This window comes from Cupriavidus sp. NPDC089707 (genome assembly GCF_044748965.1).
GTDB lineage: Bacteria > Pseudomonadota > Gammaproteobacteria > Burkholderiales > Burkholderiaceae > Cupriavidus.
In genome coordinates this window covers 1-21,179 of record NZ_JBIVHB010000018.1, presented here as the reverse complement: position 1 = coordinate 21,179, position 21,179 = coordinate 1, and the positions used below count along the sequence as shown (strand labels likewise).

Here is a 21,179-nt window from a genome sequence, read left to right as displayed (position 1 = left end):
GAACTGGACGAAGACACCACCTTGCTCATCATTGCGGCGGTATGCAAGCAAACGTCAGGCAAGCCATGACAAGGCATCGGCGAGCGAAAGCACCGTTGTTCGCGAATCGAACGCCGTTGAAAAAAGATGATCATGCACGACCTCATCCGGGTCGTAGCAGCAATCCTTGACCGTAAACAAACGGAAGTCCGCATCGCTCGCGTGCGCGACCGAGGACAGCACCACGCCGGTCGATGCAATGCCCACCATGACCAGGGTATCGATACCCTGCGCGGAAAGCCGTACCTGCAGGTCGGTACCAAAGAACACGCTGGCACGATGCGCGATGATGAGCGGTTCAGTGGCCTGCTGGCCGAGTTCCGGCGATATCTGATCGTCGACGAAAAGGCCAAGTTGCTTGATTCCCTGCCCGTTCCTGTTCAACGGACTGACTTCCGGATAGCCCGCACTAAAGTGAATCTTGGCGAAATAGACGCTGACGCCCCTGGCCCGCGCAGCGTCACAAAGCTTGCGCGTATTGGAGAGCAGGGTGGGCGCAACCGACGGAAACAATTCCAGGATGTCGGTCTGATAGTGCATGACCACAAGCGCGGTTTGCGCCGGCACAATTGCCGGAATCTGCATGGTCACAGTGCGCGCATCATCGGCATGTTCCAAGTCTGCCGAATCGACGGGGCCACGTTCAACGGCTGGTGACATAGGGCTACGCGATAAGGAATGATGAACCACTCTACCACGACCTCCGTGAAGGGAAATTTCAAGAACGGAAGCATGGGGGCCTTTGGCCGTTTCAGCCGTGGTCGGCGAATTGCGCGCCCGGACGGTTCGACATGCTCACTCTGGCTGGATCCCGGCCTGCTTCACCAGGTTCGCCCAGCGATCCACTTCACCCCTAAGCCTGTCTCCCAGTTGCGCAGGCGAGGAGCCTTTCAGATCGATCCCCTGGCTGTTGAGCCGTGCTTTGGTCTGCGGATTCGCCAACGCCAGGCGAACTTCCTCGGCAAGTCTGGTCACGACTGGGGAGGGGGCGCGCGCGGGTGCCACCAGAGCCCACCACTGACTGATCTGCATTCCCGGCAACTTTGCTTCGTCCGCGGTCGGGACGCCGGGAAGCGACGGCAAACGCGCCGGTCCAGTCACCATCAGTGCCGAAATCTTGCCTGCGGCGAGCAAGCTGCTGCCGCTTGCCAGGGTCGCGAAATGGCCTTTGACCAGTTGGGCGGACACATCGGTCAGCGCCGGAGCCGAGCCCCGATAGGGCACGGCGTCGACCGGAATGCCAGCCTGGGCTTCCAGCATCTTGGCTGCCAGATGGCTGATCGTGCCATTGCCACTGCTGGCCAGTTGCAACGGCGCTCCCGCTTTGCGTGATTCCGCCAGGAAACGCTGGATGTCGCCGGCGCGATAACGTGCGCTATCGCTAAAAAGAACTAGCGGCGATTCACCGAGCAGCGATACCGGCGTGAAGTCGTGCAGCACATCGTATGGCATCTGGCGGAACACTGACGGTGCAACGGTATGTGCCAGTTCGATGACGCCAATCGTGTAGCCGTCGGGTGCCGACTTCGCCAACGCCTCGGCGCCGATTCGGCCCGAAGCGCCCGCGCGATTTTCGACGACCACGGGCTGGCCCATCGATTCGCTCATACGCTGCGCGACAGCACGCGCCAGCGCATCGGTGCTGCCACCCGCAGCCCAAGGCACGATCAGTCGGATCGGCTTTTCGGGATAGACCGCCAGAGCGAACTGCGAGTAACCGGTGAGAAAAAATGCCAAGGCAGCGATAAGACAGCGAAAGTTCATGAGTGGCTCCACCATGTGTTTGAAATCATGCTTGTCCGGGATCCCGGTCACCGCGCGCAGTCAGCATCAGCAACACGGTTTCGGTTGCGTCGATCCGTCCCTCTGCGCGTAGCGCCTGCGCCGCAGCTAGCCCCGCGCCCGCGCACAGTTCGACCCAGAATCCAGCCGCGGCGAGATGCCGGGTACCGTCGCGTGCTGCCGCGTCATCGATGACAACAGCACCGCCCCCTGAATACGTCACAGCGTGTACCTGCTGGGCAGTCACGGTTGAGCCGGCCGTTGAGAACTGCTGTGTGGCGCCAGGGAAGTCGGCGTGTTGCGGCGCCCCCGTCAACACGCGCGATAGCCGCGGAAATGGCTCGACGGCCCAGAGTCGCGGTACTTGCGGGAGATGACCCAGTGTCACCAGGTCACGCAGTGCGCTGTAGATGCCCCACAACAGGTCACCCCGCGCGGTTGGCACCATGACGTGGTCGGGCCGGCATCCTTGGGCAGCCCATTCAAGCGCGACGGCACGATAGCCTTCGACGCCAAAGGTCGGACTGCCGACCGCTGGCAAGCTGAAATTGGTCAGTGCAAAGGCGCCATCGTCCTTGACGCGGCGGCGCACGTGCTCCCATCGCGCATGACCGTTATCGCAGATGACACGCCGGGCACCGTAATAGCGCAGAGCCGCGTCAAAGACGGCGGGCAGTTCCCGGTAGGTTGCAACTTCGCAGGCCAATCCCGCCGCAGCACAATAGGCGGCTGCCGAGACCGCAGCATTGCCGCTTGAGGCAAGCACGACCTCGCTCGCGCCAATATCCAGGGCCCGGCTTAGCGCCTGCGCCGACATGCGGTCCTTGTGCGAGCCCGTCGGATTTGCGCCTTCGTTCTTGATCCAGATTGACTCCACCCCAGCCAGGGACGCCAATGCCGGCACCGGCAAGCATGGTGTGTCGCCTTCCCCCAGGGACACGCCGTTCAGATAGGGAAGCCAATGTCCCCAGGTATAACCCTCGCTTTTCTGTGCGAAATTGAGTAGCCGCGTGTCGTAGACCGCTTCGAGACTGCTCGGCCGGCCACTGCTGGCGCACGCGGGGCACCCTTCAGGCAGGTCGGTGATCGGATATCGTGTGTTGCAGGTAATGCATTGCAGGGCATACAGTGCGGGGTTGGCGAGACTACCGGCATTTGACAGGTGGTGGGTGCGCATGGCGAGTGACAACGTGGCAATTCGCTTCAGTCTATGTGAAGCCATGCGTGGATGGTTGGGGCCATCCATCCTTTGAGTTAAGTAAAACTTATACTATCGAGCTATGAACGCAGGGACCGAAAACGCCATCAGCGCTCGGCAAATCGAAGTGTTTCGCATGGTCATGCGCCTTGGCTCCGCGCGGCGCGCTGCTGAGGCTCTCCATATCAGCCAGCCGGCTGTGACGCAGATCGTGCTGCAGTTCGAGAAGGCGGCCCGCCTGAGATTGTTCGACCGTTCCAAGGGCCGCATGGTGCCGACGCCCGAGGCGGCATCGCTGATGGACGAAGTCGAGCGCGTCTATGTCGGCCTCGACGCCGTGCAACGCAAAGTCGACCAGTTGCGTTCGCACGAGGATACGGTTCTGCGCGTCGGCGCAATGCACGCCATGGCGGCCAGCGTGATGCCTTCGGCCGTCGCAAATTTCATTCACAGCTATCCCCGGATCCGTTGCCAGCTGGATGTAGACAGCTCGCAAGACCTGCGGGAACGCTTGCTGCAGCGTGAACTCGATCTTGCGTTTATGGGCGACGAGGCAGACACCGGCGGCCTGACTGCGTCCGAGTTCTACTCGGTGCCGGCCGTGTGCGTCGTTCCTGCGATGCATCCCTTCGCCGCGCGCGCCAAAGTGGGAATAGAAGATCTGATCGATGTGCCGCTTATCGGCCTGGATACTGCGGATCCGGCTCAGCATCGGCTCGAGGCCAGCTTCTCCGAGCACGGCATCGAGCCGCGCTTCGTCGCAACCACACCATACAGTCACACGCAATGTGCGCTTGCCATGGCCGGAGCGGGGCTCGCAATCACGAATCCGCTGGTGGCCCGCATGTATGTGGCGCTTGGACTAAGAAGCGTGCCGCTCATTGCACCGGTACGATTCCGGGCAGTCCTGGCATTCCATCCGGCTCAAGTGCAGTCCACCGCGGCGCAGCAGTTCGTCAGCCTGTGCCGACAGCGCTTGGCCGACCTGCAGGGAAGCTGACCGGAAAGCGGTCAGCCAGTGTTGGTGCCCACCATAGCGGGAGCACAACCGGGAGGGGTGGTGGCCTGCCGGCACTTCACCAATCAGAACGAATCCCAGGCCGTATCGCCGGTATGAGACAGACCTGTTTTCGCCGCGATTGAAGCGCGCGCCGGCTTGGAAGTGATCCGAGGTGGGATAGCCGTCTGCGCCGACGTGGAGCGCATAGCTCGAGCGGGCATTGCATCAGCCGATTCAGACGCGCGCGTCACGCTGTCTCGCATGGCCATTAGCTTGAACACTGAAACGGATTGAACCAGTTCCCGCGCCTGCACCTTCAGGTTCTCTGCCGCAGCCGCGCTTTCCTCGACCAGCGCCGCGTTCTGCTGCGTGGCCTGGTCCATCTGGCTCACGGCCTCGCCGACTTGAGTCACGCCTGCGCTCTGCTCGACGCTAGCCGCGCTGATCTCGCCCATGATCCCAGTCACGCGATTAATCGCACTCACGATTTCCTGCATCGTCGCGCCCGCCTGGTCGACCAGGGCCGTTCCCTGGTCGACGCGCTCGACACTGGTGGTGATCAGTCTCTTGATGTCCTTGGCAGCGTCGGCACTGCGCTGAGCGAGATTGCGCACTTCGCCGGCCACGACCGCAAAGCCGCGGCCTTGTTCGCCGGCGCGCGCTGCCTCAACCGCGGCGTTGAGCGCCAGAATGTTCGTCTGAAATGCGATGCTGTCGATCACGCTGATGATGTCTGCGATCTGCCCAGAGCTTTCATTGATGCTCTTCATCATGTCCACCACCTGCCCGACCACTTCACCGCCCTTGACGGCGACGGTCGCAGCACCGAGTGCCAGCTGATTGGCCTGGCTGGCGTTGTCAGCGTTCTGCTTGACCGTTGTGCCAAGCTCTTCCATGGAAGCGGAGGTTTCTTCCAGGGCGCTGGCCTGCTCTTCGGTGCGCTGGCTCAGATCCTCATTGCCCTGTGCGATCTGGGCGCTCGCGGCGGCAACCCCTTCGGCGTTCTGGCGAACACCAGTCACCACATTGACCAGGCTCTCCTGCATGACCTTGAGCTGGGCCATCAGGCTGGCGGTGTCCCCCGGCTTCAGCGCAATGGGAACACTCAGGTCGCCGGCCGCCACCCGCTGCGCCAGCCCGGCAGCCTCGCCTGGCTCGGCACCGAGCTGGCGACCGATGGACCGCACCAGCCAGAAGCCGAACGCCATGGCAAATGCCAGACCTGCGGAGATGCAGACAATGAACACCGTGAACAGGGAAGCATAGCGCTCTTGCGCCACGTCAAACTCCCGTTTTGCCTCGTCTGCCTGAAGCTTCTGCAACGCACGGTTGCCCTCCCGAACCGGGGCGAACAATGGACGCAACTTCTCTGCCACCATGAGCCTGGCTTCATCCACGTTATTGGCCTGCAGGGCAGCCACGGTGGGCAGCAGGCCCTCTTTCACGAATTGCTCGCGCGCCTTGGAGAAGGCCCTGGCTAGCTGCTGCTCCTCTTGCGTCATGTCGGTCGCCTGGTAGGCGTCCCAAAGCTTGCCAATCTCGACGATATTGGACTCGACCGTCTCCACGCTGGAGGCGATCGTGGCGGCATCCGGCGTGATCACGGCCACCGCAAGGGCCAGCCGGTTTCGCATCAGGCGGTCGCCGATCTCGGCCAACGGCAAGACCGCCAGCATGCGGTCCTTGTACACAGTTTCCAGACCTTGCTGGGTTCTGTTTATTCCCCACAGGCCCAGGCTTCCAATTACCACAAGCAGGGTTGCCAGCACCCCAGTCAGCATCATCAAGCGAGTAGAGACTTTCAAGTTGTTCATGTGCGGCTCACGTTTCGGATTGATTTCAAACGAGACCGGCTCTGCTCGGCTGCTCATATGATGCGCCGCGTCTGGCTTGCTTATCCATGATTTACGTCCAACGGGACCAGTATTTCACCCCCCAAAATAGGGGAGGGGACGCAGGCAACCAGTACCAACCCTTGCCGTTGCCAGCGGGTTACGCCTGCTTACCGCCCGGCAGTTTTGGCGATCAAATTCGTTGCAACGGTAACCAGCCGTGCCATCTCTTCCTTGATGACCTCGCTCGGCACATCGGCGGTCCGCAGCAAACGCTCGAGGAAGTCGTGGTCCAGCTCACCGTCATCGAGTACCTGCTCACGTGCCGCCTTCAGCGTCAGGATCAATTGCCGCTGTACGAGTGAAAGCCTGATGTCGTGGCGTCCCGCCATCTCTGCGGCTTTCAGGAGCTTGACGACCAGGCGCCAGTCGATTGCCGTGGCGACCCGTGCCAGCGCGTCGAGGGTGAGCGCCTCCAGGGCTGGAGCCGCCAAGGGGACCGAGCCATGCGTGCCGCTCACTCTCTCTCGGACGTAGCCGACGTAGCCGGAGAGCTTCTCGCTGATCGCGTGGATGGAGATGCCGCGAGATGCTGGCGCATGCGGCTTGAGCCGCAGCCCGCTTTCGGGGCTGGCATCACTTTCCCACGAAAGCCAGACGCTGGAGGAGACGAGCCGGTTCGCCAGGCTGAACGGCTCTCCATGCGTTGGTGCCGGGCGTTGCGGAGCCTTGCGCCAGGCCTCCATCAGGAAATGCCAGCTCCGTTGCAGCATGGGAGGGGCTCGCAATCCCGCCACTACCTGGTTTGCGTCGTCGATGGAAGCGCCGTCCGGTCGAGCGGACTTCAGGCGGTAGGAGAGGGCAAGGAGGTCCGGGAAGCCCGCACCAATCAGCGAGCCGGTGTTCTCCACGACCGTCTGCACCAGTGGCAGGTTCGGCTGTGGCTCCAGCAGCATCAGGTGGGCCGCCATGATACCCATCATGGGATTGGCGAACTTCTCCTCAAGCAGTTGTGACATGGCCGCTGGCTGCAGGACGTTGTGTCCCCGGGCAAGTGCATGCCGCGCAACCTCCAGCACCTTGAGGTCGGTCCGGTTCGGCTCGAAACCGACATGCAGCCGGTCCAGTACGATTGCCGCCTCGTCAAGGTTTGCGCGCCTGCCTAGACCGGTTGGGGGGATCTCATCCATCGTGATGTACACATGGAGCGACCAGCCAGCGGGAACAACCAGCGGCAGAAACTGGCGGTTATTGTCGCGGTACGGCAGCGAAAGCGCGTAGGCACCGGGATTGGCCTGGACGGACGCCACCAGGTAGCCGCGTTGCGGCTCGAACACACCGATCTCTTTCAGCGCATGCCGATCATTGCCATCCCATTTGCTCAGTACAAAGCCATCGAAATTCTCCGCGTAGCGCGCAAGTTCATGCGGCTCCAGGCTGAAGCACAGATCGGAGGGGTCACGGAGGAAGATGACGATCTGCGAGCCGGCGCCAAGCCGTGCGGCATCGGTCGCGTTATGGACCGCTGCGGAGAGCGCGTTCTGGTGGTAATCACGCGAGGTCGCGGTCTGCGCCAGTGGAATCGGCGATGAAAACTCGACCGCTGGAATCTGTACGGTCTTGCGGCTGTCGGTAGCCTCAACCGAGAAGAGCATCTCGTTATGTTGACTGCCCACTAGCGCTCGCGCACGGTAGATTCCCGGCGGCACCCGTAATTCAACGCACTGCAGGCCGCGTGCCAGCACCTGAAAGTCCCCGTCGACCACCATCACTTCCGACGATAAATCGGTGGCCGTCACCACAAGGGGCACATCAGAGCGGGACATGATGTCCTCCGCCGGTTTCTACTGCGAAAAAATCCTTGCTGGTCGTACCGCCCAGGTCGATGGTGTATTGATAAAAGCCCGGATGCATCGACAGCGAGAACGACAGGCCGTCAAAAGGCATGGCTTCCGGGGCGCCGTCGTGCCATGCGACTGTGGATGGCTCCGGGACTGGACGAAGGTGACAAACGGCAACCAGCTGCTGAGTGTTATCGAACACATGCATGGTGGCCGCCGCTTCGAGAGCGCTTCCCAACCGAAACGCTTTGCGGATACCCCGGTTTCGCGACTGGAACTGCAGGTCGAAGCCGGTTGGCGTGACAACTTCGGGGAATGGGGCTGGGGAGTCTCCGCATATCGCGGGCCATGTCTCGAGCAGATGCCGTTTCAGTGAGGCACTGGTGATGAAGCGGCCGGCATCCGGCCGTGCCTCGTCAAGCGCCTTCAGGAAAGCGTGGGTGAGGAGTCCGTGAACGTGGTTGGCCCGTTCCGGAATGGCACGCTCGACTGCCTTGCCTCCCTTTGGGGCGGCGTACAGGCAGAACAGCTTGGTTTGTTCCGCCTCCGCGCCGCTCGCCTCGTTAATGGCAGGCACATCGGGCGGCCGGTTTACCTCCGCGTCGCGACAGCAATCCATGATCAGCACGATCTCGCTGAAGAGCGCTTTGTCCCTGACCGTATGCGCGTAAAACGTTCCGAAGATGTTCTCGGGAAAATCTCGCGTGGCATTGGCAGCGTACAGCGTCGCTTGTGGTGTCAGGCTCTTCCTTTCGCAGAAGCCGTGACCTGAAAAATAGAGATACAGGCGACCCTGCCTGGCGACCATGCGCCCATCCTGATTGCGAACGAGCTTCTTGAACGCCTTCTTGAAATCCTCTGCCAGTGGCGGCACGCTGTCGAGGTCTAGCCCTTCGGGCATGGTTGGCGGGCTGATCAGGGTGGTGATGTGGTCGGCTGGCACGTTCCCCCCGTCGGGTGCCGTCAGCCATTGGCTGAACAACGCGACGTCATTCAGGGGGCTGTCAAGCCTTGGAAAGGTTGATGCGTCGGCATAGGTCGAAACGCCCACCAGAATCGCGTAATGGTCCAGTGTCGAGTCCGGCATGGCCGCCTCAGTAGCCGTGCTTGATCATCCAGGCCACGCTCGCCACCGTATCGGGGTCATCATCGAAATCACCGTGCTTGCGTGATCTTGAGTTCCTGCCATCGCCAATTCCGGATTCCGACCAGATCGCTGTGTCGGGGCGGTTTGCCAGGTATCGCCCAACGCTGGCGACATACGGAAAGTCTTTCTCATTGAAGACCTCGCCATTGCCGAGATAGCGCTGCATGCCAACGACAGGTGCATCGACTTCTCCCTCCCAGCCGTTGTCATCGTTCGTACGCCCCTCAAGGAGTCCTGAAACGAAGTACAGCAGCGAGCGAGGGTAGAGGATGGGAACCATGTTGTCATTGGACTCGAGATCGTCGCTCATGCCAAACAGCCGGAAATTCGCAATTCGAGCCTGATGCGCCTGCAGCGCGGCGGCCAGCCTGTCATGGCGCACGGCGGGGGCGAGGAAAATAATGTTGAACCCAAGATCTGGCTCCACCGTGCTGATCTTGTCCAGGAAATCGCAGATATATAGGGCACCCGTGCTGTGAGCGACCAGGGTGATCTTCGAGAATGTTTTCCCTTCCGCCTTGAGTTCGGAAAGCACGTTCACGACGGCCGAGCCGCAACAGTCGGCATCCGTTCCGAAACTGTCGAGGGTGTCCTTTTTCATCTGGTTCCACATGACCGCCCCGACCTTGTCCATATAGGCGGAGCGCAGCACCTCTTCGACAACGGTGCAATACATGCCATGAGCACGTCCGGTGGCGTGCCGCTTGATCACGCGCATGACGAGCTTCGCCACGAATTTGGCGACGCTCAGCCAGACCAGGGCACCTTTGGTGGCGGCTGTCCTGCCAGGAAACAACTCCTGGAGCGCGTCACTGTCAATCAGTACCCTTTCCGGAACCTCGGCATTGCCGGCGCCCTTGGTCTTGACGCGATCTCCCGGGCCGGCGTTATGGAGCCTCTGGATGGTGTCCTGGAATTCCGGGTCGCTATCCAGTTCCACTTCGATCTCGGCTGCGAGATCGTCCTCATTGACTCCGCCTGCGGCTTTGAACCCGCCAGCGGGTGTGGCCGCCTCCCCGAGCGGCACCGGAGGCGACGGCTGCAGGCCGTCGAACCAGGCATCGAATTCCTTGCGGAACTCGCGCTCGTTGATCGCTTGCCCCGGTCCGCCCTTGAGCCCGAGCCTGCCACCCAGCTTCTTGACTGACCATTCGGCGACCTTCTTGACCAGTTCACGGAACGCCGGGTCGGAAAGAACATCGCTCAGATTGTTGCGGATACTCTCCCAGGCCCCCGACTCCCAGACAAAGAACAGAGGATAGCCGCCTGCCTCGAGATATCTCGGGGTCAGCTTTTCCGCGATTGCCCTGCCAACCGCCTCGCTGTTCAGCCCGCCGTGAAAATGCATGACCAGACCGCTCGCGGCGCCCCGCGCATGCGCTTCCCTGAGGATTCTCGATACATCCCCGAGACGGGAACTCGTGTCGGCCGAGAACCTGCCATTGCTGCTGTGCAGGACATGATTCTCCTGGATATCGGAAGCTGACATGGTTTCTTCCCCTCATGCCCAAGTGCAAGCCAATCGCTGCCGTCGTCGGCTCACTGCAACTCAGGAAAATGTATGGAACAAGGCGATGCGCCTCCGAAGGATAGGCGATGGCATGGCAGTTGCAACCTCGACCGGGGAGGGCGCATACCTGAGTGCATGTGTCGGAAAAAGAATGCGTGACGCTGGTTTGCGCTGCACCCGCTGGTTGCGTCCGTCCCCAACTACGGCAAGCGGAGTCCGGCTGCAGGCGACCGCGCAAGTTGCAAGGCAGGTCGGGAGCGACGATCAGCCACCATGCAACGTCGACCCCGGAAACACAGGCGCTGGCGACGGGATCGGGGAACCTGTTGGCAGCAGGATGTCTTCTATCATCTTCACGAATGCAGGCGCGATGAGATCGTATCCCTTCGCCGTCGGGTGAATCTCATTCAGCCAGTTGGGATCCTTTACCCCTGGATTCGGCGACGCGGGCGGGATCAGGGCCCGCGTATCGAGGATATGGAGATTGGCGAGGCTGGATCTTGTAATGACTTCGTCGTGCAGGAGATCGATAAAGTGCCTGGTCAGCGCCAGCCAGTCCTCAGGCGGAACATCATAGGCGAGCAGCGCCGGGTGCAGCCATGGCCCCAACGGGCCGGCGCCTACATTCCGGGGCTGCGCATAGGCATAGCAATGCGTAAAAATGGGAATGCCCTGGTTCCTGGCACTCGTAGCGCGCAATGTCTCCAATGCGCGGTATTGCTCGAGCATGTGTGCACGGAAAACCGCCCATCCATCCTGTGAGACATATCTTTCGATCGACCCTGTCGCGGCGCGTTCTGACGGGGTCAGCAGAAGGCGCTCTGCTTGCATGCGGGGCACGCCATGCGCGTCCTGCGGCAGCACGCCCAGCGCATCGATGAGATCGTTGCCCCCGCCGGATATCAGCAGTCCGTCCCACTTCTCCTCGAAATTGCTTCCCGCGGCGAGGTACCTGAAGAAGAACGGGTCGTTGCGCCAGTCCACCATGTGCTTCAACAAGTCGGCGGGATCTGCGCAGTTCACGACGATGGTGTCGGCTGTGAACCTTGACCGCATCAGGATTGACGACGCGGTAAAGAGGCTCAGCCCATTGATGGAGAACCACGAGTCCCCTTGGGCAAGCAACTTCAACGTGAACAGATTGAAATCCGGTGCGGCATCGGTCTGCAGGTGGGAGGCTGGCGTGATGCGCGGATTCGGCATGATCGCTCCTTGCTGGCAAACGGATACCACCGGCGCGACTGCGCGACGGACAAAAGGAAGGATAGGCGCCGCCGCATCCGCTGGTTATCAGCCAGAAGTCTGGAAGGGCCCCAAGTACATCCAATCATCGTGAGGCCGGTAATCATGCGCTTCGCCCATCACACGACCCACGCGTAGTAGCCGTGACCCAGCATGCAGCCCTTGGGCTGGCCGGTGGTGCCCGACGTATCATGCCGCGCTGGAGTGCGACCACCAGCACTTCACGCGTCCGTGTTCCGCTGCAGTCGCGGCAACCCGGCTGGCCACACCCCGTGGACCCGGAACGATGGGATGTCGAGCTTGCTAGCGTACCGCCACCGCGCGCCCGATGTAGAGCACCGGCCCGGTGGGACGTCCGACCGGCGATCCGGCCGGCGGCTCGAGCGTGATTTCAAATAGCTGATTGGCCTGCAGTGCTGGCAGGCGGTCCAGCGCGACATCGAGCGACCGGTCGGCCTGCACCAGCCCAAGCGACACCGGGCCGCTCCAGCTATCAGCCTTAGTCCAGAACTGGAGCGCGCGATTGGGCGGGGCTGCCTGCGCGCCGAGCGGGATCAGCCTGAGCTTGCGGGTGTTCGATGCCTGGATCAGCCACCCCGGGGTCTTGTCCTGCGGGGCGGCCAGCACCACCACATAGCGCGGCGGCTGGGGCGGCGCAAACGCGCGCAGCCCCAGCAGCGCCGCAAGCAGCAGCGAGCACGCGGTAGCGCCGAAAGCAATGCCGCGCCAGAGCACGAGCGAATGCCACCATCCGAGCGGACCGGGAACGTTGGAGCGGCCTGGCTGCTTGCCATGGCCAATGCTCTGCACAATACGCCCCCACAGGTGCGGCGATGGCATTACCGGCTCAGCCAGCGCCGTCATCGGATGCAGCCGTGACTCCCAGTAGTCGATGCGGTCGCGCAGCGCCGGTTCCGCAGGCTTGCGGCGCTCAACATCTTCGCGCTGCGCGATGGAGAGCGTGCCAAGCACGTAGCCGGAGGCCAGCTCGTCCAGCGCGTCCCAGTCGTCGCGGTGCGGATCACCGGGTCTATCGGACTTGCCGCTCATTGCATGCACTCCTTCAGTGCCTGCAGACCACGCCGGACCCAGGCCTTCACGCTGCCCAGCGGGGCACCGAGCCGCGCCGCGATCTCGCCGTGCGAACAGCCATCGACGTACGCGTACAGGATACTGTCGCGCTTGGGCGCATCCAGTTCATCGAGGCAGATGGCCAGCCGGCTCATCATCACGCGCGTTTCGCCGGCGGGCGCCATGCCTGCCGCGGCGGCCAGTGCGGTGTCGTTCTCGATCGCTTGCGCCATTTCCTCATCGGGCAGGACCTGCCGCAGGCGGTCGCGCACCACGTTGAGCGCCTGATGCCGGACCAGGCTGAACAGCCAGCCGCGTGCCGCACCGCGCGCGGGGTCGAACGTGTGGGCATGGTTCCAGACCTTGATGAAGGCATCGTGCAACACATCCTCCGCCGTGGCCCGGTCCCGGACGATACGCATGGCAACACCCAACAGGTAAGGCGCGGCATGCTCGTACAGGCGGCGCAATGCCGCCACGTCGCGGGTGGCACAGCCCGCGAGCGCGGATTCGTAGTCGAAACGGTCGGTGACGGGAGGCAGGGCGGCAATCAAGAGAGCGGGCTCACGGTTGGCGGCTGCGGGCAAGGGCGCCTTCGCGCACATCTTACCCGTGGCCGCGGACGGCAGCCCGCTGGGATTACCCTGAGCGGCGCGGCCGTTATGCCGACGCCTTCCAGAACAGGTAGTCGGCCTGGTACCGGACCGTCTGCGCGGCGCCACGGTTGGCGGCGCTGCACGCGGCGGCTGGCGCAACGCCGCCCTTGGTGGCCACGCGCTGGATATAGGTCACCCCGCTCATCATGCCGCTGCCCACTGCCGGGTTGGCCTTGACGAGCTGGTGCGGGATGTTGCCGTCGCCGCCCGGCGCCACGGCGACCTGCGTGGCGGTGACCTTAGAACCATCCATCGATTCCCACGTGGCTGGCGGCCCGTAGTATTTGCCGACGGCCTTGCCGCTCCGGTCGTTGAGCGTGGCCGTGGGACCGACGAAGGCCCACTCGAACTGGTCGGTGGTATTGGCTTTTGCGCGGCATTCATAACGCAGTTCGCCCACGCCCACGGTCTGCATGGCAAGCTTGTGGCCATCGGGCACCTTGATGGCGTCCGCCACCGGCATGGGGGCGGACATCATGTCCGAGCGGTGCATGGTGCCGGCGCAGGCCGCCAGCAAGAGGCAGGCCGATACCGGAATGAGAAGGGAAGTGCGGATCATGGTGTGGCTCCTGAAGTGTCGGGGTTCAACGCCAGCCGTTGGGGCTGTACAGCCTCTACACGCCAGACGCGCGTTTGGATGCAGCCGGATCAAAAAATTCGGTCAAACGAGTGCTGAGCGGTCCGGCTTCGGACCGGCTGACCGGTGACCTGTGCTCTGCCACTTCCGTGCACTATGCCTACGATTCCTATGCGCTCGCGCACCGTGGCCAGGCAGGGCGGCAAGCGCTGGTACTTCATCACCGCCGACTACGCCGGCGGCCACGACATCGTGAACGCGGCGCGCGCGGCGCTGGAGAAGGAGGGCGGCAGCGTGGCCGGCGAAGTACGCCATCCGTTGGGCGCATCCGATTCTTCCTCCACGGTGGTGCGGGCGCAGGGCAGCGATGCCGGCGTGATCGGCCTGGCCAGCTTTGGCGGCGACCTGGTCAACGTTATCACGTCAGCACGCGAGTTCGGTATCCGCGCCGGGGGGGCAAGGAGCGGCTGGCCAGTTTGCGCAGCGAGCGCGAACAGTGGGGGAAGGCGGTGAAAGCGTCCGGCGCGACGGCGGAATGACGTCTGCGGGCCCGTTTTGGGCGCAAAGGAATTTGCCAAGCGTTGCCTCAAGACCTTGACAGCCCTGCGAAGCTGGCGCGACGGTGACTCAGCATCGGTTGGCCGCAGCACGATTGACAGCCTGCGCTGGCGCGGAGGCAGAGAAGGCAGACGCCCATCCCGGCCTGGAAGCCAAAGTGCCAGCGCGTGGCTCGGTTCGTGCAAGAATCGGCGTTGAGTGACCAGACCCCGATTTCAGCCTCAGTGAGTCTCACGCATGTTCCATGTGATTGCCCCGACAACAGCCTTGGCTCCCTATGTCAACGGATACTGGTTCGTGCAGGATCTCGAGGGCGTCTATGAAGGAACGCCAATCGTAACTTGCCCGTACCCCGGTGCCGTCCTTTCGGTCAATTTCGGCCGCCCGAATGAGATGGAGGGCGGCATCACCGTTCCCGGCGTTTCCCTGCTGGGCTTGCAAACGACGAGCCGACGCTGGCGCTCGTGGTCGGATACGTATTTCGTCATGGCGATGCTGAGCTGCATCGGGCTCGCGCGGCTGTTCCCCGGCGTCGGCCCCGACTGCAGTGATCAGTTGCTGGACTTGTCGGCCTACATGGGGGACAGGAAAACCCGCGCCCTCAGCGTCGACCTCAGCGCGGCCTGGACACCGCACCGGATTGCCACTCAGCTGGACGCCTGGCTGCTTCGTCGCATGAGTGCCATCAGACCGGTGGCCGAAATACCAACGCTCGCCGCGGCCCATGCGAGCTTGCGCCAGGGCAGGCAGGTCCAGGAAGTCGCGAGCCTGGCTGCCGTAAGCCGCCGCCAACTGAACCGGTTGTTCGAGCGGCACCTCGGTGTCAGCCCCAAGCGGCTAATGGACCTGGAACGCCTGCAGTCCAGCATCCAGGCCGTGCAGAGCGGCGAGGGCGATGCGCTGTCGGGTTACAGCGACCAGGCACACCAGATCCGTCATTGGCGCCGGCGCCTTGCCTGCACGCCCGGGAGCTATGCTCGCAGCGGACCATCTCCGCTGGCCGCGCATTTCGGCCGGCTGCCGGCCGACGGGCCCGCCTTTTACCTCTGACGAGGATTCCGACCAGCGTCCCAAACGTTCAATACGCCGCGCCGCCGCTCCTGCATCCTTGCCGCACGAAAAGGAGATGCATATGGATGCCGAAGTTCTTCCCTTGGAACGAAAGTTCGTCGAGTACACGGACGGCAGGACCGTGTTCGAGGGCTACCTGGCCACGCAGACAAGCCTGGCACCGTTCGCGCCCTGTGTTGTACTCGCCCATGAGTGGAGCGGTCTCAACGAAGCGATGCTGCGGTGTGCCGACCGGATCGCGTCCTTGGGATACGTTTGTTTTGCGACGGATGTGTACGGCAAAGGCATCCGCGGTGACCAGCTCGGCGATAACTCATGCCTCATGAACCCGCTACTGAGCGATCGCGCCTTGTTGCGGCAGCGGCTGCTGGCGGGACTTGACGCTGCCAGGGCCTTGCCCGGGGTCGACGCAAGCCGCATGGCCGTTGTCGGGTATTGCTTTGGCGGTCTGTGCGCGCTGGACCTGGCGCGCGCGGCGCCGCCGCATCTCCTGGCCGCCGTCAGCGTCCACGGGGTCCTGCAACCGCCTCGCATCGGCGAGCAGGCGGCGATTACCGCCAGCATCCTGCTGCTGCATGGCTGGGAAGACCCGGTTGCTCCGCCGGGAGACGTCCTTGGCATCGCAAAGGAACTGACCGAGGCTGGTGCGGACTGGCAACTGCATGCCTATGGCCATGCCCGCCATGCCTTCACGTTCGAAGGGGCGAGCTTTCCAGAGCGTGGCATCGTCTATGACGCGGCCGCGGACCGCCGCTCCTGGGCCGCCATGCAGGCATTCCTGGCTGAGCGGCTGAGTTTGTAGCGTGGCCATGGTTACCGGCGACGCGCAAGACACCGCCGGGATGCCGCGCCTCAGCCTGCCAGGCCGAAGAAGCGCGCGGCATTGGCCGCCATGATCTGTGCCCGGGTACCGTCGTCGAGCCAGGGGTTGTCGGCGACGAGCTTGCCGATCTGTTGCTCGCCCAGTGGGAACGGGTAGTCCGAGCCCAGCATCACCCTGTCGGCGCCCATGACCTCGACCAGCAGCCGCAGCGCGCGGTCGTCGAACACGGCGCTGTCGACGCAAAAGCGCTTCAGGTAGTGGGAAGGCGGATGCGGGCAGTCCTGGCGGACGATGTCCCGGCAATGCCAGGCGTTTTCCGCCCGGCCCAGCAGGAAGGCGAAGGCGCCGCCGCCATGGGCAAAGCACAGCCCGAGCGTCTCGGGAATGCGCTCGAAGGCGCCGGACAGGATCAGCGAGAGGTTCCCGAGCTGCGTTTCCGCGGGCATCGAGACCAGCCATGGCAGCATCCACTTCTTCATGCGCCCGTCGGTCATCATGTCCCACGGGTGGACCAGCACAGGGATACCGTCATTCGCGCAGTGCACCAGGAAATCGACCAGGTGGCGGTCATCCAGGTCGTGCGGACCCAGGTGGTTGCCGATCTGAACTCCGACATGGCCGGCGGCCTTGGCACGCGTCGCCTCGCGGCAGGCCAGATCCAGGTCCTGCAGCGGCACCTGCGCCAGCGCCTTCAGGCGATCCGGGCGGTAGGCGCAATGCTCGAGGGCGAGGTCATTCATCCGCTGCGCCCATGCGGCCGTGGCGCCGGCTTCGTGGCGGTAGCCAAACATGATGGGCGTGGCGCAGATGATCTGGATGTCCAGTTCGTTGCGGTCCATTTCCTCGATGCGCAGGGCGGGATCCCACAGCGCGCGATAGACCGGCCGGAAGCGCTTGTCGCCCACCATGATGTGGCCGGTTTCGCCATCGGCGTCGATGGCAAGCCAGGGCGCATTATCCGCGTCCAGCGCGGCGGCTTCTTCCCGCGCAATGCGCGGAAAGAAGGGGGCATGCATATCAATCTTCTTCATGATGGTTGAAGCCGTGTGGTTGCGCATCAGGCACCCTTGCCCGGGTGGATCCTGCCGCAGTTGGGGCATCGGCGGTGCTGCTCGCTGTGATAGAAGGCCTCGAAGAGCGGGGGCAGGTCAGTGACGATGTTCTGCAATTGCACCTCCACGCGATGGACGAGGTGGCCGCAGCCATCCTCGCCGTCGCAATACCATTCGAATCCGTCCACGGTGCCCGCCGGGCGCTGGCGCTCGATGACCAGGCAGGCGCTGCCGGCCTCGGGTCGTTGCGGCGAATGCCGGACATGGGGCGGCAGCAGGAAGATGTCGCCTTCCTTCAGGTCCACGCGCTCCCGCTTGCCGTCGATCCACAGGTTCAGATAGGCGTTGCCGCGCATCTGGTAGAAGAACTCCTCGAGCGGGTCGTCGTGGTAGTCGGTGCGATGATTGGGGCCGCCCACCACCGTGACCATGAGGTCGGCGTCTTTCCAGACCTGCTGGTTGCCCACGGGGGGCTTGAGCATGCTGACTCCTAGCGGGCGAGCGGATGGTAGGCGATCGCCTTGATCTCGATGCGCAGATGGGGTGTGATCCGGCGCGACAACGACGGCAGCAGCACGCCCCGCAGCGACCTCTTGTATGTGGGGGCGCCTATGACATCACGCCCGCACTCACCCTGGCGGCCCAGATTTATACGCTGCGCTACCGGCACAGCGACAACAAGGCGATGCTGTATGCGGTGCGCGGCAGCTTCAGCACTTGCCGAGCGTTTCGCCAGCTGAAGTCGAGCAGAATGGTGCGCAGTGCTTCAGATTGCAATCGCTACGGTGTATCGCCGGCAAGGTGATCTCCCAAGTGCGGTTGCCTTTCCAGGATTGCGCGGCGCACGTTCTGCACGTGCGCCGCGCCGGCAGCCTCTGCTCTTTCGGGGCCGCCTGTCAGCACGGCTGTGGCAATGTGCCGGTAATCGTCCAGACGCATTTGTCGCAGTGAGGCCAACCGATGCTGCGCGTGCACGATCGGCATATGGATGCTCGGAAACAGCCGGCGCAGTTCGCGGTTGTCACCCATCTCCAGCATCGTGCGATAGAAATTCCGCCTGGCGCTGGAGAAGGCTTCGTCGTCATGCGCCTTCTCTGCCGCGACGAGCGCCTGTACCGAAGCGCGCAGCGCCTGGGCCAGCGGCCGGTTGCCGCTGCCTCGGGTGGCCGCGCGCGCAAGCAGGCCAGTCATGCGCTCGGCGACATCCAGGACATCGAGGGTTTCCTGCAAGGTCAGCCGGCGGATGATGGCGCCGCGATGGCGGGGGAGGTCGACGATGCCCTCGGCGGCCAGACGCTGCAGCGCCTCACGCACAGAATTGCGGCCCACGCCGAAATGCGTGACAAGGTCTGTTTCCACGAGCCGCTGGCCGGGCACGAAGCTGCCCAGGTCCAGGCCATTCATGATCCCGAAGAACACCGTGTCAGACGCGCTGCGGCCCGCCGGGTCGGGCACAACGGAGGTATCGATGGACATTGCGGAGGAAGGAGAGGTCGATCGTGGCACGGGCGCGATTCTAATGGATTGGCCGGGCAGTCAGGGTCGAAGGCGTTGACATAGGATGAAATCATCCTACAATCTGGTCCTGTGATGCAAACGGACGGAGATATCCATGGGGGAAACGTTGCTCAGCCTCGCGGGCAAGCGGGCGCTGGTTACCGGGGCATCGAGCGGGCTGGGCGCGCACTTCGCGCAACGGCTGGCCGCCCACGGCGCCGAAGTGGTGCTGGCGGCACGCCGGGTAGATGCACTGCAGTCGGTGGCGAAACAGGTGGGACAATTCGGGCGTGCGCGCTGCGTGGCGCTCGATGTGACCAGCGCCGCGTCGCGCGCCGCCCTGGTCGAAGCGGCCGGGCCCATCGATATCCTGGTCAACAACGCCGGGCTGGTACGCGAAGGACCAGCGCTCGCGCATGCAGAGGAAGACTGGGATCAGGTGATGGACACCAATCTCAAGGGCCTGTTCTACGTGGCGCAGGCACTGGCCCCCGGCATGCGCGAACGCGGCGGCGGCAGCATCATCAACGTGGCGTCGATCCTGGGACTGCGACAGGCGGGTGGCGTGGTGTCCTATGCTGTTTCCAAGGCGGGCGTCGTGCAGCTGACGAAGACGCTCGCACTCGAATGGGCGCGCCATGGCATTCGCGTGAACGCCCTGGCGCCCGGCTACATCGATACCGAACTGAACCGAGACTTCTGGCAGACCGATGCCGGCAAGGCGCTCATTCATCGCATACCGCAGCGCCGTCTGGGTCAACTCGAGGATCTGGAGGGGCCGCTGCTACTGCTGGCGTCCGATGCTTCGCGCTACATGACGGGCACTGTGCTGGCCGTCGACGGCGGCCATCTGGTCAACACACTTTAAGGGAATGGTACCCATGTTCACCCCTTGTCCCACCGAAAGAAGCCAGGAGATCGCGGACCGCGTGGAGCGTTTTGTGCGCGATGTCGTTGCACCGTACGAACAGGATCCGCGCTGCACCGCGCATGGCCCCTCGGCCGAACTGGTCGAGGAACTGCGCGCCAGGGCGCGCGAGGCGGGCGTGATGACGCCGCATATCCTTGCCGATGGCAGCCACTTGAGCCAGCGTGAAACCGCCGCCGTGCTCAAGCGCTCGGGCCTGTCGCCGCTCGGGCCCGTCGCCGTCAATACCATGGCGCCCGACGAAGGCAACATGTTCCTGCTGGGCAAAGTGGCATCCGCGGCGCAGAAAGCCCGGTTTCTTGACCCGCTGATCCGTGGCGACGCCCGCTCGGCGTTTTTCATGACCGAGCCTGCGGAAGAGGGTGGCGCCGGGTCGGATCCGTCGATGCTGCGCACCACGGCGGTTCGCGATGGCGATGACTGGGTGCTAAACGGCAGCAAGAAATTCATCACCGGCGCCGAAGGTGCCAGCGTGGGCATCGTGATGGCACGAACAGGCGAGGGCGAGCGCGCGCAGGCCACGATGTTCCTCGTCGACCTGCCGCACCCGGCCATGCGCACCGAGCGCGTGCTCGACACGATCGACAGCTCCATGCCGGGCGGGCATGCGCTGGTCCTCATCGACAGTTTGCGCGTGCCTGCCGACCAGGTGCTGGGCGAGGTGAACGAAGGCTTTCGCTATGCGCAGGTACGGCTGTCGCCGGCGCGGCTTTCCCATTGCATGCGCTGGTTCGGCACGGTCACGCGGGCGGACGAGATCGCTCGAACCTACGCCACGACCCGCAAGGCATTCGGCAAGTTGCTGATCGACCATGAAGGCGTCGGCTTCATGCTGGCAGAGAACCTCATCGATCTGCAGCAGGCTGCGCTGATGATCGACTGGTGCGCCGGCGTGCTCGACACGGGTTCGGCGGGCACAACCGAAAGCTCGATGGCCAAGGTTGCCGTCTCCGAAGCGTTGTTCCGCGTCGCGGACCGTTGCGTGCAAATTCTGGGCGGCAACGGCGTGTCGCGCGACACGATCGTCGACCAGGCGTTCCGTGAGCTGCGTGCGTTCCGGATCTACGACGGCCCGACCGAAGTCCACAAGTGGTCGCTCGCGAAGAAGATCAAGCGCGACACGCTGGAGTCGTCGCGCGATCGGTGACGTGCGGTCGCTGGCCGCTGGCGATGACAAGCGGCGGCATGCCAGCCTGGGCAAGGGGGTACGACATTTCAACTTTGCCAAAACCGGACATTACAACTTTGCCGCTACACCCGCATTTCGCACAGTTGGTATGTCGGGGTTTTTGTTGCGAGGGGCGTTTTCACTGCCCCATATTGATGTATAGCGGGTTTCCAGCGAAGTTATCCAC

The 21,179-nt window shown here is 63.4% G+C and carries 21 protein-coding genes; 7 read left to right on the top strand and 14 right to left on the bottom strand.

All coding sequences use genetic code 11. From position 1 onward, the window contains the following. Positions 1-54: 54 nt before the first annotated feature. The 3 genes from ACIP1U_RS23980 to ACIP1U_RS23970 form a co-directional block, all read right to left on the bottom strand. Positions 55-699 carry an isochorismatase family cysteine hydrolase gene (locus ACIP1U_RS23980; RefSeq protein WP_400320299.1) on the bottom strand — a complete coding sequence of 215 codons (645 nt, stop codon included), beginning with the start codon at positions 697-699 and terminating at the stop codon, positions 55-57. Between the two features lie 135 nt (positions 700-834). Further along, on the bottom strand, positions 835-1,803 hold the full coding sequence (locus tag ACIP1U_RS23975) for a tripartite tricarboxylate transporter substrate binding protein (protein ID WP_400320296.1): 969 nt from the start codon (positions 1,801-1,803) through the stop codon (positions 835-837). A 25-nt stretch (positions 1,804-1,828) separates the two neighbouring features. Then, entirely contained in the window at positions 1,829-2,998 is a 1,170-nt protein-coding gene (locus ACIP1U_RS23970; protein WP_400320294.1) for a pyridoxal-phosphate dependent enzyme, read from the bottom strand. A gap of 103 nt (positions 2,999-3,101) precedes the next feature. On the opposite strand from ACIP1U_RS23970, the gene ACIP1U_RS23965 reads away from it, so the two are divergent. Beyond that, a complete protein-coding gene (locus ACIP1U_RS23965; protein ID WP_400320291.1) occupies positions 3,102-4,019 on the top strand; it encodes a LysR family transcriptional regulator in 918 nt (305 codons plus the stop codon). An 83-nt stretch (positions 4,020-4,102) separates the two neighbouring features. Here the strand turns inward: ACIP1U_RS23965 and ACIP1U_RS23960 are convergent, their stop codons facing one another. The 8 genes from ACIP1U_RS23960 to ACIP1U_RS23925 form a co-directional block, all read right to left on the bottom strand. Next, entirely contained in the window at positions 4,103-5,833 is a 1,731-nt protein-coding gene (locus tag ACIP1U_RS23960) for a methyl-accepting chemotaxis protein (RefSeq protein ID WP_400320486.1), read from the bottom strand. 188 nt (positions 5,834-6,021) lie between these two features. Next, on the bottom strand, positions 6,022-7,677 hold the full coding sequence (locus ACIP1U_RS23955) for a hypothetical protein (protein WP_400320288.1): 1,656 nt from the start codon (positions 7,675-7,677) through the stop codon (positions 6,022-6,024). Next, entirely contained in the window at positions 7,664-8,779 is a 1,116-nt protein-coding gene (locus ACIP1U_RS23950) for a caspase family protein (RefSeq protein WP_400320286.1), read from the bottom strand. Before ACIP1U_RS23950 ends, ACIP1U_RS23955 begins: the two co-directional genes overlap by 14 nt. A 7-nt stretch (positions 8,780-8,786) precedes the next feature. Continuing rightward, complete coding sequence (locus tag ACIP1U_RS23945; RefSeq protein WP_400320285.1) at positions 8,787-10,328, bottom strand: hypothetical protein; 1,542 nt, start codon at positions 10,326-10,328, stop codon at positions 8,787-8,789. 285 nt (positions 10,329-10,613) lie between these two features. Continuing rightward, on the bottom strand, positions 10,614-11,552 hold the full coding sequence (locus ACIP1U_RS23940) for a hypothetical protein (protein WP_400320283.1): 939 nt from the start codon (positions 11,550-11,552) through the stop codon (positions 10,614-10,616). 342 nt (positions 11,553-11,894) lie between these two features. Next, entirely contained in the window at positions 11,895-12,641 is a 747-nt protein-coding gene (locus ACIP1U_RS23935) for an anti-sigma factor domain-containing protein (protein WP_400320281.1), read from the bottom strand. Further along, positions 12,638-13,249, bottom strand: a complete 612-nt coding sequence (locus tag ACIP1U_RS23930) for a sigma-70 family RNA polymerase sigma factor (RefSeq protein WP_400320280.1) — start codon at positions 13,247-13,249, stop codon at positions 12,638-12,640. The genes ACIP1U_RS23935 and ACIP1U_RS23930 overlap by 4 nt, the downstream gene beginning before the upstream one ends. A gap of 73 nt (positions 13,250-13,322) precedes the next feature. Next, positions 13,323-13,877 (bottom strand): DUF3455 domain-containing protein, encoded by a 555-nt coding sequence (locus tag ACIP1U_RS23925; protein ID WP_400320277.1) that lies wholly within the window; start codon positions 13,875-13,877, stop codon positions 13,323-13,325. Positions 13,878-14,051: 174 nt separating this feature from the next. Between ACIP1U_RS23925 and ACIP1U_RS23920 the strand changes: the two genes are divergently transcribed. The 3 genes from ACIP1U_RS23920 to ACIP1U_RS23910 all read left to right on the top strand — a co-directional run bounded on the left by ACIP1U_RS23920 (position 14,052) and on the right by ACIP1U_RS23910 (position 16,326). Further along, positions 14,052-14,408, top strand: a complete 357-nt coding sequence (locus ACIP1U_RS23920; protein WP_400320275.1) for an ABC transporter substrate-binding protein — start codon at positions 14,052-14,054, stop codon at positions 14,406-14,408. 282 nt (positions 14,409-14,690) lie between these two features. Continuing rightward, positions 14,691-15,503: a helix-turn-helix domain-containing protein gene (locus tag ACIP1U_RS23915; RefSeq protein WP_400320272.1), complete on the top strand. Its 813-nt coding sequence runs from the start codon at positions 14,691-14,693 to the stop codon at positions 15,501-15,503. An 82-nt stretch (positions 15,504-15,585) separates the two neighbouring features. Further along, complete coding sequence (locus ACIP1U_RS23910) at positions 15,586-16,326, top strand: dienelactone hydrolase family protein (RefSeq protein ID WP_400320269.1); 741 nt, start codon at positions 15,586-15,588, stop codon at positions 16,324-16,326. 50 nt (positions 16,327-16,376) lie between these two features. Here the strand turns inward: ACIP1U_RS23910 and ACIP1U_RS23905 are convergent, their stop codons facing one another. Both ACIP1U_RS23905 and ACIP1U_RS23900 read right to left on the bottom strand, forming a co-directional pair. Continuing rightward, entirely contained in the window at positions 16,377-17,378 is a 1,002-nt protein-coding gene (locus ACIP1U_RS23905; RefSeq protein WP_400320266.1) for an amidohydrolase family protein, read from the bottom strand. Positions 17,379-17,404: 26 nt separating this feature from the next. Then, positions 17,405-17,881, bottom strand: coding sequence for a 3-hydroxyanthranilate 3,4-dioxygenase (locus ACIP1U_RS23900; protein ID WP_400320264.1), 477 nt, complete (start codon positions 17,879-17,881; stop codon positions 17,405-17,407). Positions 17,882-17,904: 23 nt separating this feature from the next. Between ACIP1U_RS23900 and ACIP1U_RS23895 the strand changes: the two genes are divergently transcribed. Continuing rightward, positions 17,905-18,204, top strand: coding sequence for a hypothetical protein (locus ACIP1U_RS23895; RefSeq protein ID WP_400320261.1), 300 nt, complete (start codon positions 17,905-17,907; stop codon positions 18,202-18,204). Here ACIP1U_RS23895 and ACIP1U_RS23890 read toward each other — a convergent pair. Then, positions 18,180-18,875 carry a GntR family transcriptional regulator gene (locus tag ACIP1U_RS23890; RefSeq protein WP_400320258.1) on the bottom strand — a complete coding sequence of 232 codons (696 nt, stop codon included), beginning with the start codon at positions 18,873-18,875 and terminating at the stop codon, positions 18,180-18,182. The two genes, ACIP1U_RS23895 and ACIP1U_RS23890, sit on opposite strands and share 25 nt — an antisense overlap. A 136-nt stretch (positions 18,876-19,011) precedes the next feature. Here ACIP1U_RS23890 and ACIP1U_RS23885 point away from each other — a divergent pair, with 136 nt between their 5' ends. Both ACIP1U_RS23885 and ACIP1U_RS23880 read left to right on the top strand, forming a co-directional pair. Then, positions 19,012-19,764: an SDR family NAD(P)-dependent oxidoreductase gene (locus ACIP1U_RS23885; protein ID WP_400320255.1), complete on the top strand. Its 753-nt coding sequence runs from the start codon at positions 19,012-19,014 to the stop codon at positions 19,762-19,764. 13 nt (positions 19,765-19,777) lie between these two features. Beyond that, on the top strand, positions 19,778-20,971 hold the full coding sequence (locus ACIP1U_RS23880) for an acyl-CoA dehydrogenase family protein (RefSeq protein WP_400320252.1): 1,194 nt from the start codon (positions 19,778-19,780) through the stop codon (positions 20,969-20,971). The last annotated feature ends 208 nt before the right edge of the window (positions 20,972-21,179 follow it).

What these genes read in the sequence shown, in the direction of transcription:
- ACIP1U_RS23925 (WP_400320277.1), bottom strand. Translation starts at nt 13,877, where the DNA reads ATGATCCGCACTTCCCTTCTCATTCCGGTATCGGCCTGCCTCTTGCTG.
- ACIP1U_RS23950 (WP_400320286.1), bottom strand. Translation starts at nt 8,779, where the DNA reads ATGCCGGACTCGACACTGGACCATTACGCGATTCTGGTGGGCGTTTCG.
- ACIP1U_RS23905 (WP_400320266.1), bottom strand. Translation starts at nt 17,378, where the DNA reads ATGAAGAAGATTGATATGCATGCCCCCTTCTTTCCGCGCATTGCGCGG.
- ACIP1U_RS23890 (WP_400320258.1), bottom strand. Translation starts at nt 18,875, where the DNA reads ATGTCCATCGATACCTCCGTTGTGCCCGACCCGGCGGGCCGCAGCGCG.
- ACIP1U_RS23970 (WP_400320294.1), bottom strand. Translation starts at nt 2,998, where the DNA reads ATGCGCACCCACCACCTGTCAAATGCCGGTAGTCTCGCCAACCCCGCA.
- ACIP1U_RS23980 (WP_400320299.1), bottom strand. Translation starts at nt 699, where the DNA reads ATGTCACCAGCCGTTGAACGTGGCCCCGTCGATTCGGCAGACTTGGAA.
- ACIP1U_RS23880 (WP_400320252.1), top strand. Translation starts at nt 19,778, where the DNA reads ATGTTCACCCCTTGTCCCACCGAAAGAAGCCAGGAGATCGCGGACCGC.
- ACIP1U_RS23945 (WP_400320285.1), bottom strand. Translation starts at nt 10,328, where the DNA reads ATGTCAGCTTCCGATATCCAGGAGAATCATGTCCTGCACAGCAGCAAT.
- ACIP1U_RS23900 (WP_400320264.1), bottom strand. Translation starts at nt 17,881, where the DNA reads ATGCTCAAGCCCCCCGTGGGCAACCAGCAGGTCTGGAAAGACGCCGAC.
- ACIP1U_RS23940 (WP_400320283.1), bottom strand. Translation starts at nt 11,552, where the DNA reads ATGCCGAATCCGCGCATCACGCCAGCCTCCCACCTGCAGACCGATGCC.
- ACIP1U_RS23915 (WP_400320272.1), top strand. Translation starts at nt 14,691, where the DNA reads ATGTTCCATGTGATTGCCCCGACAACAGCCTTGGCTCCCTATGTCAAC.
- ACIP1U_RS23960 (WP_400320486.1), bottom strand. Translation starts at nt 5,833, where the DNA reads ATGAACAACTTGAAAGTCTCTACTCGCTTGATGATGCTGACTGGGGTG.
- ACIP1U_RS23965 (WP_400320291.1), top strand. Translation starts at nt 3,102, where the DNA reads ATGAACGCAGGGACCGAAAACGCCATCAGCGCTCGGCAAATCGAAGTG.
- ACIP1U_RS23935 (WP_400320281.1), bottom strand. Translation starts at nt 12,641, where the DNA reads ATGAGCGGCAAGTCCGATAGACCCGGTGATCCGCACCGCGACGACTGG.
- ACIP1U_RS23885 (WP_400320255.1), top strand. Translation starts at nt 19,012, where the DNA reads ATGGGGGAAACGTTGCTCAGCCTCGCGGGCAAGCGGGCGCTGGTTACC.
- ACIP1U_RS23920 (WP_400320275.1), top strand. Translation starts at nt 14,052, where the DNA reads ATGCCTACGATTCCTATGCGCTCGCGCACCGTGGCCAGGCAGGGCGGC.
- ACIP1U_RS23955 (WP_400320288.1), bottom strand. Translation starts at nt 7,677, where the DNA reads ATGTCCCGCTCTGATGTGCCCCTTGTGGTGACGGCCACCGATTTATCG.
- ACIP1U_RS23975 (WP_400320296.1), bottom strand. Translation starts at nt 1,803, where the DNA reads ATGAACTTTCGCTGTCTTATCGCTGCCTTGGCATTTTTTCTCACCGGT.
- ACIP1U_RS23910 (WP_400320269.1), top strand. Translation starts at nt 15,586, where the DNA reads ATGGATGCCGAAGTTCTTCCCTTGGAACGAAAGTTCGTCGAGTACACG.
- ACIP1U_RS23895 (WP_400320261.1), top strand. Translation starts at nt 17,905, where the DNA reads ATGGTAGGCGATCGCCTTGATCTCGATGCGCAGATGGGGTGTGATCCG.